Origin of the sequence: Geopseudomonas sagittaria, assembly GCF_900115715.1 — a bacterium.
Lineage (GTDB): Bacteria > Pseudomonadota > Gammaproteobacteria > Pseudomonadales > Pseudomonadaceae > Geopseudomonas > Geopseudomonas sagittaria.
Genome location: NZ_FOXM01000001.1, coordinates 154,669 through 170,067 on the forward strand (window position 1 = coordinate 154,669; position 15,399 = coordinate 170,067).

Sequence of the window (15,399 nt, forward strand, 5' to 3'; positions counted from 1 at the left end):
GGCCTCGTATAATGCCGCCACCTTAAAGGCCACCTTCCGCCCCCGCAACCTCAAGGACTCCCGATGCACAAGGCGCTGCGTTTTCTCGGCTGGCCGGTTATCGCCGGCCTGCTGCTGGCCCTGCTGGTGATCCAGCTGTTCCCCCAGTGGGTCGGCCGCGACCAGCAGGACCTCGAACTGCGCCAGGCGCCGGCCCTCGGCCTGCCGGCGCTGGGGCCGGTGTCCTACAGCGACGCGGTGGAGCTGGCCGCCCCGGCGGTGGCCAACCTGTACACCACCAAGGTGGTCGACAAGCCCAGTCACCCGCTGTTCGACGATCCGCAGTTCCGCCGCTTCTTCGGCGACAACCTGCCCCGTCAGCGGCGCATGGAGTCCAGCCTCGGCTCGGCGGTGATCATGAGCCCCAAGGGCTACCTGCTGACCAACAACCACGTCACCGCCGGCGCCGACCAGATCATCGTCGCCCTCAAGGACGGCCGCGAGACCCTGGCGCGGGTGATCGGCAGCGACCCGGAAACCGACCTGGCGGTGCTCAAGATCGACCTGCCCGACCTGCCGGCGATCACCCTCGGCCGCTCCGACAACATCCGCATCGGCGACGTCACCCTGGCCATCGGCAACCCGTTCGGCGTCGGCCAGACGGTGACCATGGGCATCATCAGCGCCACCGGGCGCAACCAGCTCGGCCTCAACACCTACGAGGACTTCATCCAGACCGATGCGGCGATCAATCCAGGCAACTCCGGCGGCGCCCTGGTGGATGCCCGCGGCAACCTGATCGGCATCAACACGGCGATCTTCTCCCGCTCCGGCGGTTCGCAGGGCATCGGTTTCGCCATCCCGACCCGACTGGCCCAGGAGGTGATGGAAGCGATCATCGCCCACGGCCAGGTGATCCGCGGCTGGCTCGGCCTCGAGGTGCAGCCGCTGACCGCCGAACTGGCCGAATCCATCGGTCTGCAGCACGGCCAGACCGGTATCATCGTCGCCGGCATCTACCGCGGCAGCCCGGCCCTGCGTGCCGGCCTGCAGCCGGGCGACGTGATCCTCGCCATCGACGGCGAACCGGCCAGTGACGGCCGCCGGACGATGAACCAAGTGGCGCGCAAGCGGCCGGGCGAGAAGATCCGCATCGAGGTCATGCGCGGTGGCGAGACCCACCAGCTCAGCGCCGAGGTCGGCCTGCGCCCGGCGGTGAGCAACGAGTAATCCCGTGCCCGACAACAACAACGGCGCCCGCAGGCGCCGTTGTCGTTTTGTCGCCAGGTGCGGCGGGGTCAGCGCACCAGTGGCGTCAGCGCTTCCTGCAACGCCATGTTCTGCTCGGCGGTGCCGATGGTGATGCGCAGGAACTGGCTGATGCGCGCCTGCTTGAAGTGGCGCACGATCACCCCCTGCTCGCGCAGCGCCGCAGCCAGGGTGGCGGCATCGTGCTGCGGGTGGCGGGCGAAGATGAAGTTGGCCGCCGACGGCAGCACCTCGAAGCCCAGATCCTGCAACTCGCTGACCAGCTGCTCGCGGCTGGCGATCACCGCCTGGCAGGTCTGCTCGAAGTAGTCCTGATCCTCGAACGCCGCCACCGCGCCGGCCAGCGCCAGGCGATCGAGCGGGTAGGAGTTGAAGCTGTTCTTGATCCGCTCCAGCGCCTCGATCAGTTCGGCATTGCCGACCGCCAGGCCGACGCGCAGACCGGCCAGCGAGCGCGACTTGGACAGGGTCTGGGTCACCAGCAGGTTGGGGTACTGGTCGACCAGGCTGATCGCGCTCTCGCCGCCGAAGTCGACGTAGGCCTCGTCGACCACCACCACCGACTCGCGGTTGGCCTCGAGCAGCTGGCGGATCGCCGTCAGCGGCAGCAGGCAACCGGTCGGCGCATTGGGGTTGGGGAAGATGATGCCGCCGTTGGGCCGCGCGTAGTCCGCCACGTTGATCTGGAACTGCTCGTCCAGCGCCACGGTCTCGAACGGGATGCCATACAGGCCGCAGTACACCGGATAGAAGCTGTAGCTGACGTCGGGAAACAGCAGCGGCCGACCGTGCTGGAACAGGCCGTGGAACACGTGCGCCAGTACCTCGTCGGAACCGTTGCCGACGAACACCTGGGCGGGCTGCACGCCATAGTAGTCGGCGATGGTCTGCTTGAGGCGCTCGCCGTTGGGGTCCGGGTACAGGCGCAGATTGTCGTCCAGTTCGGCGCCGATCGCCTCGAGCACCTTCGGCGATGGGCCGTAGGGGTTCTCGTTGGTGTTGAGCTTGACCAGCCGTTCCAGCTTGGGCTGCTCGCCCGGCACGTAGGGCACCAGGTCCTTGACGAAGGGACTCCAGAATTTGCTCACGCCCTTCTCTCCTCGAATGATTTTCGCAGGGTGGGTCAGCCGTGCGACGGCGTGACCCACCGGAATGATCTACATCCCGCTACGGTGGGTTACGACCAGCGGCCTGCCCCCACCCTGCGGATTCAATTCTTGATGCGGTACTCGGCGCTGCGCGCGTGGGCGGTCAGCGACTCGCCGCGGGCCAGCACCGAGGCGGTTTTGCCCAGTTCGGAGGCGCCGGCAGCGGAGCAGTAGATGATCGACGAGCGCTTCTGGAAGTCGTAGACCCCCAGCGGCGAGGAGAAGCGCGCGGTGCCGGAGGTCGGCAGCACGTGGTTCGGCCCGGCGCAGTAGTCGCCCAGCGCCTCGGCGGTGTACCTGCCCATGAAGATCGCGCCAGCGTGACGGATCTGCGCCAGCCACTGCTGCGGTTCGGCCACCGACAGCTCGAGGTGCTCGGGGGCGATGCGGTTGGCCACGGCGATGGCTTGCGCCATGTCGGCGACCCGGATCAGCGCACCGCGGGCCTCCAGCGAGGTGCGGATGATCTCGGCACGCTCCATGGTCGGCAGCAGCCGGGCGATGCTCTCGGCCACCCTGTCGAGGAAGGCGGCGTCCGGGCTGACCAGGATCGACTGGGCGTCCTCGTCGTGCTCGGCCTGGGAGAACAGGTCCATGGCGATCCAGTCCGGATCGGTCTGACCGTCGCAGACTACGAGGATCTCCGAAGGACCAGCGATCATGTCGATACCGACCTGGCCGAACACGTGGCGCTTGGCGGTGGCCACGTAGATGTTGCCCGGACCGACCACCTTGTCCACCTGCGGCACACTTTCGGTGCCGTAGGCCAGCGCGGCCACGGCCTGGGCGCCGCCGATGGTGAACACGCGGTCGACGCCGGCCACGCAGGCGGCGGCCAGCACCAGCTCGTTGAGTTCGCCGCGCGGGGTCGGCACCACCATCACCACCTCGGCGACGCCGGCCACCTTGGCCGGGATGGCGTTCATCAGCACCGAGGACGGATAGGCCGCCTTGCCGCCCGGCACGTACAGACCGGCGCGATCCAGCGGGGTGACCTGCTGGCCGAGCACGGTGCCGTCGGCTTCGGTGTAGGTCCAGGAGTCCTGCTTCTGCCGCTCGTGGTACAGGCGCACGCGTTCGGCAGCCTGCTCCAGCGCCGTGCGCTGCTCGGCGCTGATGCGGGTCAGGGCCAGCTCGAGACGCTCACGCGGCAGGATCAGCTCGGCCATCGACGTCGCCTCGACGCCATCGAAGCGCCGGGTGAACTCGACCAGCGCGGCATCGCCGCGCTCGCGCACGCCCTTGATGATCTCCAGCACGCGCTGGTTGACCGCATCGTCAGACACGCTTTCCCAGCTCAGCAGATGATCCAGATGGCGGGCAAACTGCGGATCGGCGGCGTCGAGTCGGCGGATGGCGATTGGTGCGGTCATGGCAAAGCCTCTCTGGCGTAAGCGGGGTCGGGCGCCGCTAGACTAGCAGGCCTTCCGTGCGGGCACCCGGCAATTGTGGCTATGACACGGATAGGCTGTCGCGACCGATGGTCGCGTCTGGAAAACAGCAAATGGTCGACCGCACTGGGAGACGCGTCGACAGCGGCGCCGTCCCTGGCGCCGGGTATGGCTCACGCCGGCCGACGCGATTCCACGGCCTGGCGCAGGGTGTCGATCAGCGCCTGGATGCGCGCGTGCTGCATCTTCATCGAGGCCTTGTTGACCACCAGCCGCGAGCTGACGTGGCAGATCAGCTCCTGGGGCTCCAGGCCGTTGGCGCGCAGGGTGTTGCCGGTGTCGACCACGTCGATGATCTTGTCGGCCAGCCCTACCAGCGGCGCCAGCTCCATGGAGCCGTACAGCTTGATGATGTCGACCTGGCGGCCCTGCTCGGCGTAGTAGCGCTTGGCGACGTTGACGAACTTGGTCGCCACCCGCAGACGACCCCTGGGCTCAGGCTCGCCGACCTTGCCGGCGGTCATCAGCTTGCACTGCGCGATCTGCAGGTCCAGCGGCTCGTAGAGGCCCTGGCCGCCGTATTCCAGCAGCACATCCTTGCCGGCCACGCCAAGGTCGGCGGCGCCGTGCTCGACGTAGGTCGGCACATCGGTGGCGCGCACGATCAGCAAGCGCACGTCGGCCTGGGTGGTCGGGATGATCAGCTTGCGGCTCTTGTCCGGATTCTCGGTCGGCACGATGCCGGCAGCCGCCAGCAGCGGCAGGGTATCGTCGAGGATACGGCCCTTGGACAGCGCGATGGTCAGCATGACTTACCCCTAGCCCGGTACACGGCGGATCTTGGCGCCGAGCAGTTGCAGTTTTTCCTCGATGCACTCGTAGCCACGATCGATGTGGTAGATGCGGTCGATCAGGGTATCGCCATCGGCGACCAGCGCGGCGATCACCAGGCTGGCGGAAGCGCGCAGGTCGGTAGCCATCACCGGAGCAGCCTTGAGACGCGGCACACCGGTAACGATGGCGGTATTGCCCTCGATCTGGATGTGCGCACCCATGCGCTGCATTTCCTGCACGTGCATGAAGCGGTTCTCGAAGATGGTCTCGATCACCGTGCCGGTACCTTCGGCCACCGCATTCATGGCGATGAACTGCGCCTGCATGTCGGTGGGGAACGCCGGGTACGGTGCGGTACGCACGTTGACCGCCTTGGGCCGCTTGCCCTTCATGTCCAGCTCGATCCAGTCCTCACCGGTAGTGATCTCGGCGCCGGCTTCCTGCAGCTTGAGCAGCACCGCCTCGAGGATGGTCGGATCGGTGTCCTTGAGCTTGACCCGGCCGCGACTGGCCGCCGCGGCGACCAGGAAGGTGCCGGTCTCGATGCGGTCGGGCATCACCGCGTAGCTGCCACCGCCCAGACGTTTGACGCCATCGACGGTGATGGTCGAGGTGCCGGCACCCTGGATCTGCGCGCCCATGGCGATCAGCATATTGGCCAGGTCGACCACCTCCGGCTCGCGCGCGGCGTTCTCGAGGACGCTGCGGCCGTTGGCCAGGGTGGCGGCCATCAGGATGTTCTCGGTGCCGGTCACGCTGACGGTATCGAAGCAGAAGTGCGCGCCGCGCAGGCCACCTTCTGGGGCGCGTGCCTTGATGTAGCCGCCATCGACGTCGATGATCGCGCCCATCGCCTCGAGGCCGCGGATGTGCAGGTCGACCGGACGGCTGCCGATGGCACAGCCGCCCGGCAGGGCCACTTCGGCCTGACCGAAGCGGGCGACCATCGGACCGAGGACCAGGATCGAGGCGCGCATGGTCTTGACCAGCTCGTAGGGCGCCACCAGGGTCTTGATGGTGGTGGCATCGACCTGGACGTCGAGCTTCTCGTTGATCACCGGCTCGACCCCCATGCGACCGAACAGCTCGATCATGGTGGTGATGTCGTGCAGGTGCGGCAGGTTGCGCACGGTGACCGGGGTATCGGCCAGCAGAGTCGCGGCGAGGATCGGCAGGGCCGCGTTCTTTGCGCCGGAAATGCGGATTTCCCCGTCAAGCGGGGCGCCACCGGTAATGATCAGTTTATCCATTGGGGATCTCGTTCGCCGGCGCTCAGGCGCGCTCGGCCCAGGCAGCCTGGGTGAAGAATTTCATGGTCACTGCGTGGATGCTGCCATCGGCGATCCAGGCATTGAGATGGGCATAGATCTGCTGCTGGCGCTTGACCGGGCTGAGGGCAGCCAGTTCGTCGCTGACCAGGTTCAGCTGGAAATCGCAGCCCTGCCCTTCGACTTCCACTCGGGTGCCGGGCAACTGGGTTTCCAGATGGCGTTTGACGTCTTCAGCCTGCATAACTCAACCTCGATTGGGGACCGGCACGAACGGGCCGGACATCATACAAAAAAGCCCCCGAGCTGCGAACCCCACGCGCCGGCGCCATGGCACGCCGGCAGCGCATCAATCGGCCAACGGCAACAGCTCGAGCAGACCGTAGACTTCGGCGACCTGCCGCATGTCCTCCGGCAGGTTGCGCACCTGCAGGGTCTTGCCGGTCGCCCGGGCGTCGCGCAGCAGGCACAGCAGCAGCGACAGACCGACACTGCTGCTCTGGGTGATGGCCGCACAATCGATCCACACCTCGGAGCTGCGACTGGCGGCGAGCAGCCGGCGCCCGGCGTCGCGCAGCTCGGCGCCGACATGCATGTCGATCACGCCGTGCAGCGCCAGACCACCGTCCTGCACCTCGCGAAGCGAGCCTCGACTCATTGCTGGCCGGCCTTCACGTCGGCACTTTCCTGAGCCCGCGCCACGGCGTCACCCCAGGTGGCGATGACCTTGTCCAGATCGTTGCCGTGGCTGCGCATGGACTCGGCGAACTGGTCGCGGAACAGCTTGCCGATGTTGATGCCGTTGATGATCACGTTGCGCACCTTCCAGCCATCCGCCTTCTGCTCGAGGGTGTAGGTCAGCGGATAGATGGCGCCGTTGCGACCGACCACTTCCATGTTCACCGTGGCCCGCCCCGGCTCGCGCGCCGCCACCGGCGGCAGCATGCGGATCTGCTGGTTGTCGTACTCGAGCAGGGCGCCGCCGTAGAACTTGACCAGACTGCGCTTGAAGCTGTCCTGGAAGGCCTGCATCTGCTGTGGCGTGGCCTGGCGGCTGTAACGCACGGTCATCACCCCGCGGGCAAAGCCGTCGAAGTCGATCACCGGACCGAGAATGCCGTCGAGCGCCTGATAGAAGGCCTCCGGATCCTGCTTGAACTGCTCGCGCTTGCTGGTCAGCTCGCCCAGCACTTGATCGGTGGTGTTCTGCACCAGCTGCTGCGGAGTGGTCGCCACAGCATGGACGGTGAACGGCAGGCAGGCCAGCAGTACCAGCAGGCTGCGACGCAGAATCTTGAGCATGTTTGAGTTCCCCAATGGCTTACTTGGCGGGTTCTTTGTTGACGGTATTGAGCAGGAACTTGCCGATCAGATCTTCCAGTACCAGTGCCGACTGGGTATCGCGGATCACCCCGCCATCCTTCAGCACTTCCTCCTCGCCACCGATGCTGATGCCGATGTACTTCTCGCCGAGCAGGCCGGCGGTGAGAATCGAGGCGGTGGAGTCAGTCGGTAGATTGTCGACACGCCGGTCGAGTTCCATGGTCACGCGCCCCATGAAGCTGTCGTGATCCAGATCGACGGCCACCACCTTGCCGATGGTCACCCCGGCCATGGTCACCTTGGCCCGCGAGCTGACGCCGGCGGTGTTGTCGAAGTAGGCATACAGACGGTAGGTATCGTCTGCCGCACCGATGGTCAGACCGCTGACGCGCAGGGCCAGCAGCAGCAGAGCCAGCAGACCGGCCAGCAGGAACAGGCCGACACCGATTTCCAGGGAACGGGATTGCATCAGAAGTCTCCGAACATCAGAGCAGTAAGAATGAAGTCGAGGCCGAGCACGGCCAACGAGGCGTAGACCACGGTACGCGTGGTGGCACGACTGATCCCCTCGGACGTCGGCTCGCAGTCGTAGCCCTGGAACACCGCGATCCAGGTCACCACCACGGCGAATACCAGGCTCTTGATCACACCATTGAGCACATCCTCCTGGAACTCGACGCTGCGCTGCATGTTGCCCCAGTAGGAACCCTCGTAGACGCCGAGCCAGTCGACAGCGACCATCGCCCCGCCCCAGATGCCAACCACGGTGAAGATCGCCGAGAGCAGCGGCATGGAAATGAAGCCGGCCCACAGCCGCGGCGCGATGATGTACTTGAGCGGGTCGACACCGATCATTTCCAGACTGGACAGCTGCTCGGTGGACTTCATGTTGCCGATCTCGGCGGTCAGCGCCGAGCCGGCGCGACCAGCGAACAGCAGCGCGGTGACCACCGGCCCCAGCTCGCGCAGCAGGGTCAGTGCGACCATCTGCCCGACCGCCTCCTCGGAGGCGAAGTCGACCAGGATGTTGTAGCCCTGCAGGGCCAGCACCATGCCGATGAAGATGCCGGAGACGATGATGATCGCCAGCGACAGCACGCCGACCGCATAGAGCTGCTTGACCAGCAGTTGCGGGAAGCTACCGGCGCCGTTGCGGCCGAACAGGGCACGCACGAGAAACAGGGTCGAGCGGCCGAGCGCCTCGAGCACATCCAGGCCGGAGCGGCCGAGCAGGCGCACGCGCTCGATGGGTGAGGTCTTGCGCATCAGGCACCCCCCAGCAGGTCGCGGCGGTAGTCCGCAGCGGGATAGTGGAAGGGCACCGGGCCGTCGGCGATCCCCTGCATGAACTGGCGGATACGCGGGTTGTCGGATTCCATCAGCTCGGCCGGCGTGCCCTGACCGAGCACCTCGCTGTCGCCGACCACGTACAGGTAGTCGGCGATGCTGGCGGTCTCCACCAGATCGTGGGATACCACTATGCTGGTCAGGCCGAGCGCATCGTTGAGCAGGCGGATCAGGCGCACCAGCACGCCCATGGCGATCGGATCCTGACCGACGAAAGGCTCGTCGTACATGAGGATCTGCGGATCCAGGGCGATCGCCCGGGCCAGCGCCACGCGGCGCTTCATGCCGCCGGACAGCTCGTCGGGCATCAGCTCGATGGCGCCACGCAGGCCGACCGCCTGCAGCTTCATCAGCACGATGTCGCGGATCATTTCCTCGGGCAGGTCGGTGTGCACCCGCAGCGGGAAGGCAACGTTCTCGAACACGTCGAGATCGGTGAACAGGGCGCCGCTCTGGAACAGCACGCCCATCTGCTTGCGCATGTCGAACAGCTCGCTGCGCGACAGCGACGGGAGGTTCTGGCCATTGACGATGACCTGGCCCGCAGCCGGGCGCAGCTGCGCGCCGATCAGGCGCAGCAGGGTAGTCTTGCCGCATCCGGATGGACCCATGATGCCGGTCACCTTGCCGCGCGGAAAAACCAGGTCCACATTATCGAAGATGGTGCGCGTACCGCGCTTGAAGGTCACACCTTTCAGCTCGACGGCATACGCGTTGTCGCTACTCATCGGAACTCCTTGCGTGCCGGCCTTCCGTGCTGACGCCCGCGCCCACGGCTGAGCATCCGCCAGCCAGTGGCCGAATAGCGGCGAACTATACACCGAGCCAGCGGATGCGCCCAAGCACTCTCCCGCCCCGCCGACGGCAGATGATGAGCCCTCGACACTTTGGCGGTATAATCGGCCGCTTCATCAGCCAACCCTGTTCGCGCCCATGCCCCAGACGCCTTCCTTCATCCAATCGGCCCAGCGCACCATCCGCCTGGAACTGGACGCCGTGAACGATCTGCTGGCACGGATCAATGGCGACTTCGTCCGCGCCTGCGAACTGCTGCTGGCCTGCAAGGGCCGTGTGGTGGTGGTCGGCATGGGCAAGTCCGGGCATATCGGCCGCAAGATCGCCGCCACCCTGGCCAGCACCGGCACCACGGCATTCTTCGTCCATCCGGCCGAAGCCAGCCACGGCGACATGGGCATGATCACCCGCGACGACGTGGTCATGGCGCTGTCCAACTCCGGCAGCACCGCCGAGATCGTCACCCTGCTGCCGCTGATCAAGCGCCTGGGCATCACCCTGATCAGCATGACCGGCAACCCCGACTCGCCGCTGGCCAAGGCCGCCGAAGTCAATCTGGATGCCAGCGTGGCGCAGGAAGCCTGCCCGCTGAACCTGGCACCGACCTCCTCGACCACCGTCTCGCTGGTACTCGGCGACGCCCTGGCCATCGCCCTGCTGGAAGCGCGCGGCTTCACCGCCGAAGACTTCGCCTTCTCCCATCCGGGTGGCGCCCTGGGCCGCCGCCTGCTGCTCAAGGTCGAGAACATCATGCACAGCGGCGAGCGCCTGCCGCAGGTGCGCCGCGGCACCCCGCTGCGCGAGGCGCTGCTGGAGATGACCCGCAAGGGCCTGGGCATGACCGTGGTCACCGAGGCCGACGGCCGCCTGGCCGGCATCTTCACCGACGGCGACCTGCGCCGCGCTCTGGATCGCGGCGTCGACGTGCGCCATGCGCTGATCGACGAACTGATGACCGTCGGCGGCAAGACCGTGCGCCCCGACATGCTCGCCGCCGAGGCCCTGAAGATCATGGAAGACCACAAGATCAGCGCCCTGGTGGCGATCGACCCGGGGCAGCATGCGGTCGGCGCCCTGAACATGCACGATCTGCTGCGCGCGGGAGTGATGTAAATGAACTGCGACCTGCAGCAACGCGCCGCCGCCATCCGCCTGGCAATCTTCGATGTCGACGGCGTGCTCACCGACGGCAGACTGTATTTCCTGCCCGAGGGCGGCGAATTCAAGACCTTCAACACCCTGGACGGTCAGGGGATCAAGATGCTGATCAACTCCGGCGTGCGCACCGCGATCATCAGCGGGCGCAAGACCCCGGTGGTCGAGCGCCGGGCGCAGAACCTCGGCATCCAGCACCTGTATCAGGGCCGCGAGGACAAGTTGGTGGTGCTCGATGAACTGCTGGCCGAACTGGGACTCTCATACCAACAGGTCGCCTATCTGGGCGACGACCTGCCCGACCTGCCGGTGATCCGCCGGGTCGGCCTGGGCATGGCGGTGGCCAGCGCCGACGCCTTCGTGCGCCAGCACGCCGTCGGTGTGACCCAGGCACGCGGCGGCGAAGGCGCCGCCCGCGAGTTTTGCGAACTGATCATGCGCGCCCAGGGCACGCTGGAGGCGGCCCAGGCCGCCTACCTGTAACGGAACCTCGATGAATCCCAAGCTGCGCACCTTCCTGCCGTTCGCCGTGATTGCCGCCCTGCTGGTGGCCATCGGCTACTGGAACATCCGCCCGGAAAGCTTCATGGAGCGCACCAACGCGCCGCAAGCCGACAGCGCCATCGACTTCTATGTCGAGAACGCCCGCAGCGTGCAGTTCCAGGCCGACGGCGCCCTGCACTACCGACTGAGCGCCGAGCGTCTGGAACACCTGCAGAGCAGCGACGTCACCCTGCTGACCCGTCCGGACCTGCACCTGCATCGGGGCAGCGACTATCCCTGGCACGTGCAGAGCGCCCGCGGCGAGGTGGCGCCCGGCGGCACCGAGGTGGAACTGATCGACGCCGTGCGCGTTGAGCGCACCGATGCCCGGGGCCGCCCGACCATCCTGACCACCAGCCGACTGACCGTATTCCCCGAGCGGGAGTATGCCCAGACCAGCCAACCGGTTCGCATCGAGGCCGCCAACGGCGTGACCACGGCCTCCGGTATGCAGGCCTATCTCAAAGACGGCAGGATGCTCCTGCAGTCCAACGTACGAGGACAGCATGAGGTTCGTTAACCCCCTTCCCCTTCTGTTTGGCCTGAGCACCCTGCTGGCCACCATCCCGGCCTGGGCCCTGCCCACCGACCGCGACCAGCCGATTCGCGTGCAGGCCGACAGCGCCGAACTGGACGACGCCAAAGGCGTGGCCGTGTATCGCGGCGGCGTGGTGATCACCCAGGGCACCCTGAAGATCACCGGCGACACCGTGACCATCACCCAGGACAAGAACGGCGACATCGAGGTATTCACCTCGGTCGGCAAGCCGGCCTACTACGAGCAGAAGCCCGCCGAGGACAAGCCGCTGGTCAAGGCCTACGGCCTGACCATCCAGTACTTCGCCGTCAACGAGCGCATCGTACTGATCGACCAGGCCAAGGTGGTCCAGGAAGGCAACACCTTCGAAGGCGAGAAGATCGTCTACGACACCCAGCGCCAGATCGTCAACGCCGGGCGCGCCACCGGCAGCAACGTGACCAGCCCGCGCCCGCGCGTCGACATGACCATCCAGCCACGCAAGAAGGCCGAGCCGGAGCAGAGCGCCCCATGAGCACCCTGATCGCTCAGCACCTGGCCAAGAGCTACAAGGGCCGCGAGGTCGTGCGCGACGTCAGCCTGTCGATCGACAGTGGCCAGATCGTCGGCCTGCTCGGTCCCAACGGCGCCGGCAAGACCACCTGCTTCTACATGATCGTCGGCCTGGTGCGCGCCGACCAGGGCCGTGTGCTGATCGACGAGCAGGACGTCACCCACCTGCCGATGCACGGCCGCGCTCGCGCCGGCATCGGCTATCTGCCGCAGGAAGCCTCGATCTTCCGCAAGCTGACGGTGGCCGACAACATCATGGCGATTCTCGAGACCCGCAAGGATCTCGACCGTGCCGCGCGGCGCGAGGCGCTGGAAGGCCTGCTGCAGGAATTCCACATCAGCCACATCCGCGAGAACCTCGGCATGAGCCTGTCCGGCGGCGAACGGCGGCGGGTGGAGATCGCCCGCGCGCTGGCCAGCGACCCCAAGTTCATCCTCCTCGACGAACCCTTCGCCGGCGTCGACCCGATTTCGGTGGGCGACATCAAGCAGATCATCCACCACCTGAAGAATCGCGGCATCGGCGTACTGATCACCGACCACAACGTGCGCGAGACCCTCGACATCTGCGAGACCGCCTACATCGTCAACGCCGGCCAGTTGATCGCCGAAGGCGATGCCGAGAGCATCCTGGCCAACCAGCTGGTCAAGGAAGTCTACCTCGGCCACGAGTTCCGCCTCTGAGGCGCCACGCCGCCGGCTCGGATGCTCACCTGCGGCGAGCGCATCGATGACCTCGACGCGCCCGCAGGTCGCAGCGCTACTCCCCTCGACTGTCAACCCCTAGGCAAACGCGCGCTTCTCAGGCATATAATTTGCTAATCAGGGCGCTCCGGCGTCCAGCAGTGGACAGCGCACAGGCGCTGGCAGACCCCAAGGTGCCAACTCCCCAGCCATGAAACACTCGCTAGTCCTCAAGATGGGTCAGCAGCTGACGATGACCCCCCAGCTGCAGCAGGCCATTCGCCTCCTGCAGCTGTCGACCCTCGATCTGCAGCAGGAAATCCAGGAAGCCCTGGATTCGAATCCCATGCTCGAACGCCAGGAAGATGGCGACGATTTCGACAACAGCGACCCGCTGGCGGAAAACGAGCCCTCTGCGGCGGTGGGCAGCCACGACAGCACGGTCAGCACCAGCAGCGAGCGCGATCCCGACAGCCTGGACGATGCCGATCAGTGGGGTGAGCGCATCCCCAGCGAACTGCCGGTGGACACCGCCTGGGAAGACATCTATCAGACCAGTGCCAGCAGCCTGCCGGTCAGCGACGACGACGAGTGGGACTTCACCACCCGCACCTCGGCGGGCGAAAGCCTGCACAGCCACCTGCTCTGGCAACTCAACCTGGCGCCGATGAGCGACCACGACCGGCTGATCGCCATGTCGATCATCGATGCGATCAACAACGACGGCTATCTCGACGAAAGCCTCGAGGAGATCCTCGAGTCCCTCGATCCCGAGCTGGACATCGAGCTGGACGAAGTGGAGATGGTCCTGCACCGCGTGCAGCAGTTCGAGCCACTGGGCATCGGCGCGCGCGACCTCAGCGAGTGCCTGCTGCTGCAACTACAGCAGCTGCCGGCCAGCACACCCTGGCTGGAGGAGGCCCGTCGCGTGGCACGCGATCACCTCGACCTGCTCGGCAGCCGCGATTACAGCCAGCTGATGCGCCGTCTGCGGGTCAAGGAAGACGACCTGCGGCAGATCGTCGAGCTGATCCAGCGCCTCAACCCGCGCCCCGGCTCGCAGATCGAGACCAGCGAGGCCGAGTACGTGGTCCCCGACGTGATCGTGCGCAAGGACAACGAGCGCTGGCTGGTCGAACTCAACCCCGACGCCATGCCGCGCCTGCGCGTCAACCCGCACTACGCCGGCCTGGTGCGGCGTGCCGACTCCAGCGCCGACAACACCTACATGCGCAACCAGCTGCAGGAAGCGCGCTGGTTCATCAAGAGCCTGCTCAGCCGCAACGAGACGCTGATGAAGGTCGCCACGCAGATCGTCGAACTGCAGCGCGGTTTCCTCGAGTACGGCGAGGAGGCGATGAAGCCGCTGGTGCTGCACGACATCGCCGAGGCGGTGGGCATGCACGAGTCGACCATCTCGCGGGTCACCACGCAGAAATACATGCACACCCCGCGCGGCATCTACGAACTCAAGTACTTTTTCTCCAGCCACGTCAGCACCGCCGAAGGCGGCGAATGCTCGTCGACGGCGATCCGCGCGCTCATCAAGAAACTGGTGGCGGGGGAAAACCCGAAAAAGCCATTGAGCGACAGCAAGATCGCTGGTTTACTGGAGGCACAGGGAATTCAGGTGGCACGCAGAACCATCGCCAAGTACCGGGAATCCTTGAGCATTGCTCCCTCGAGCGAGCGCAAGCGACTGGTGTGACGCTCGATCAGGACAACATCGTATTCCAACTGACAGGGCATGACCCTGTCGGTATTCGCAGGTAACAAGGAGAAGCAGCATGCAAGTCAACATCAGTGGCCAACACCTGGAAGTGACTGACACTCTGCGCGACTACATCAACGAGAAACTGGAGCGACTGGCGCGCCATTTCGACAAGATCACCAACGTCCAGGTGATCATGCAGGTGGAAAAACTGCAGCAGAAGATCGAAGCGACCCTGCACATCGCCGGCGGCGAAGTGGTCGCCAACGCCGAGCATACCGACATGTACGCCGCCATCGACCTGCTGGCCGACAAGCTGGACCGCCAACTGATCAAGCACAAGGAAAAGCAGGTCGAACGCGAACAGGGCGCCGCAGCCCGCTGATCACTCCCCGATGATTCGACTAGAGCACATACTGACCCCCGGCCGTTCCCAGGTGAACGTGCCGGGAGGCAGCAAAAAACGCGTTCTCGAACAGATCGCCAACCTCGTAGCCCGGGATCTTCCCGGGCTCGACGCACATGACATCTTCGAAAGCCTGGTAGCCCGGGAAAAGCTCGGCTCCACCGGCTTCGGCAACGGCATCGCGATTCCCCACTGCCGGCTGAGCAGCTGCTCGGTGCCGATCAGCGCCCTGCTGCGCCTCGACGCACCGGTCGACTTCGATGCCCTGGACGGCGCCCCGGTGGACCTGCTGTTCGTCCTGCTGGTCCCCGAAGCCGCCACCGAGGAGCATCTCGAGCTGCTGCGCCAGATCGCCGGCCTGCTCGACCGTGCCGACGTGCGCGAGCGCCTGCGCCAGGCCAAGGATGGCTTCGACCTCTACCAGGTGGTGCTCGACACCGTGGACGGGCGCTGAGC

At 66.1% G+C, this 15,399-nt stretch carries 19 protein-coding genes; 9 read left to right on the plus strand and 10 right to left on the minus strand.

All coding sequences use genetic code 11. The features are described from left to right. Positions 1 to 63: 63 nt before the first annotated feature. Positions 64 to 1,209: a Do family serine endopeptidase AlgW gene (algW, locus tag BM297_RS00755; RefSeq protein ID WP_092427322.1), complete on the plus strand. Its 1,146-nt coding sequence runs from the start codon at positions 64 to 66 to the stop codon at positions 1,207 to 1,209. 68 nt (positions 1,210 to 1,277) lie between these two features. Here algW and hisC read toward each other — a convergent pair whose 3' ends face one another. From hisC to BM297_RS00805, 10 genes are all read right to left on the minus strand, one after another. Then, entirely contained in the window at positions 1,278 to 2,336 is a 1,059-nt protein-coding gene (gene hisC / locus BM297_RS00760; RefSeq protein WP_092427325.1) for a histidinol-phosphate transaminase, read from the minus strand. A 122-nt stretch (positions 2,337 to 2,458) separates the two neighbouring features. Then, the gene (gene hisD / locus BM297_RS00765; protein ID WP_092427328.1) at positions 2,459 to 3,769 is read right to left on the minus strand and encodes a histidinol dehydrogenase; all 1,311 of its coding nucleotides are present in this window, start codon (positions 3,767 to 3,769) and stop codon (positions 2,459 to 2,461) included. A gap of 191 nt (positions 3,770 to 3,960) precedes the next feature. Continuing rightward, positions 3,961 to 4,596 (minus strand): ATP phosphoribosyltransferase, encoded by a 636-nt coding sequence (gene hisG / locus BM297_RS00770; protein WP_092427330.1) that lies wholly within the window; start codon positions 4,594 to 4,596, stop codon positions 3,961 to 3,963. A gap of 9 nt (positions 4,597 to 4,605) precedes the next feature. Beyond that, on the minus strand, positions 4,606 to 5,871 hold the full coding sequence (murA, locus tag BM297_RS00775) for a UDP-N-acetylglucosamine 1-carboxyvinyltransferase (protein WP_092427332.1): 1,266 nt from the start codon (positions 5,869 to 5,871) through the stop codon (positions 4,606 to 4,608). Between the two features lie 22 nt (positions 5,872 to 5,893). Continuing rightward, positions 5,894 to 6,133, minus strand: a complete 240-nt coding sequence (locus tag BM297_RS00780) for a BolA family protein (RefSeq protein WP_092427335.1) — start codon at positions 6,131 to 6,133, stop codon at positions 5,894 to 5,896. Positions 6,134 to 6,238: 105 nt separating this feature from the next. Next, on the minus strand, positions 6,239 to 6,547 hold the full coding sequence (locus tag BM297_RS00785) for an STAS domain-containing protein (protein ID WP_092427337.1): 309 nt from the start codon (positions 6,545 to 6,547) through the stop codon (positions 6,239 to 6,241). Continuing rightward, positions 6,544 to 7,191 (minus strand): MlaC/ttg2D family ABC transporter substrate-binding protein, encoded by a 648-nt coding sequence (locus BM297_RS00790; RefSeq protein WP_092427339.1) that lies wholly within the window; start codon positions 7,189 to 7,191, stop codon positions 6,544 to 6,546. The genes BM297_RS00785 and BM297_RS00790 overlap by 4 nt, the downstream gene beginning before the upstream one ends. Positions 7,192 to 7,210: 19 nt before the next feature. Beyond that, entirely contained in the window at positions 7,211 to 7,681 is a 471-nt protein-coding gene (gene mlaD, locus BM297_RS00795; protein ID WP_092427341.1) for an outer membrane lipid asymmetry maintenance protein MlaD, read from the minus strand. Further along, the gene (gene mlaE, locus BM297_RS00800) at positions 7,681 to 8,478 is read right to left on the minus strand and encodes a lipid asymmetry maintenance ABC transporter permease subunit MlaE (protein ID WP_092427343.1); all 798 of its coding nucleotides are present in this window, start codon (positions 8,476 to 8,478) and stop codon (positions 7,681 to 7,683) included. The genes mlaD and mlaE overlap by 1 nt, the downstream gene beginning before the upstream one ends. Continuing rightward, positions 8,478 to 9,287: an ATP-binding cassette domain-containing protein gene (locus tag BM297_RS00805; RefSeq protein ID WP_092427344.1), complete on the minus strand. Its 810-nt coding sequence runs from the start codon at positions 9,285 to 9,287 to the stop codon at positions 8,478 to 8,480. The genes mlaE and BM297_RS00805 overlap by 1 nt, the downstream gene beginning before the upstream one ends. Positions 9,288 to 9,492: 205 nt before the next feature. On the opposite strand from BM297_RS00805, the gene BM297_RS00810 reads away from it, so the two are divergent. The 8 genes from BM297_RS00810 to ptsN all read left to right on the plus strand — a co-directional run bounded on the left by BM297_RS00810 (position 9,493) and on the right by ptsN (position 15,397). Next, complete coding sequence (locus BM297_RS00810) at positions 9,493 to 10,467, plus strand: KpsF/GutQ family sugar-phosphate isomerase (protein ID WP_092427346.1); 975 nt, start codon at positions 9,493 to 9,495, stop codon at positions 10,465 to 10,467. Then, a complete protein-coding gene (locus BM297_RS00815) occupies positions 10,468 to 10,992 on the plus strand; it encodes a KdsC family phosphatase (protein ID WP_092427348.1) in 525 nt (174 codons plus the stop codon). Between the two features lie 10 nt (positions 10,993 to 11,002). Then, positions 11,003 to 11,572, plus strand: coding sequence for an LPS export ABC transporter periplasmic protein LptC (gene lptC / locus BM297_RS00820; protein ID WP_092427350.1), 570 nt, complete (start codon positions 11,003 to 11,005; stop codon positions 11,570 to 11,572). Further along, positions 11,559 to 12,104, plus strand: a complete 546-nt coding sequence (gene lptA / locus BM297_RS00825) for a lipopolysaccharide transport periplasmic protein LptA (protein ID WP_092427352.1) — start codon at positions 11,559 to 11,561, stop codon at positions 12,102 to 12,104. Before lptC ends, lptA begins: the two co-directional genes overlap by 14 nt. Next, positions 12,101 to 12,826, plus strand: a complete 726-nt coding sequence (gene lptB / locus BM297_RS00830) for an LPS export ABC transporter ATP-binding protein (RefSeq protein ID WP_092427354.1) — start codon at positions 12,101 to 12,103, stop codon at positions 12,824 to 12,826. Before lptA ends, lptB begins: the two co-directional genes overlap by 4 nt. A 211-nt stretch (positions 12,827 to 13,037) precedes the next feature. Then, a complete protein-coding gene (locus BM297_RS00835) occupies positions 13,038 to 14,534 on the plus strand; it encodes an RNA polymerase factor sigma-54 (RefSeq protein WP_092427356.1) in 1,497 nt (498 codons plus the stop codon). A gap of 79 nt (positions 14,535 to 14,613) precedes the next feature. Then, complete coding sequence (hpf, locus tag BM297_RS00840) at positions 14,614 to 14,922, plus strand: ribosome hibernation-promoting factor, HPF/YfiA family (protein WP_092427358.1); 309 nt, start codon at positions 14,614 to 14,616, stop codon at positions 14,920 to 14,922. A gap of 10 nt (positions 14,923 to 14,932) precedes the next feature. Next, entirely contained in the window at positions 14,933 to 15,397 is a 465-nt protein-coding gene (ptsN, locus tag BM297_RS00845) for a PTS IIA-like nitrogen regulatory protein PtsN (RefSeq protein ID WP_092427360.1), read from the plus strand. Positions 15,398 to 15,399: the final 2 nt, after the last annotated feature.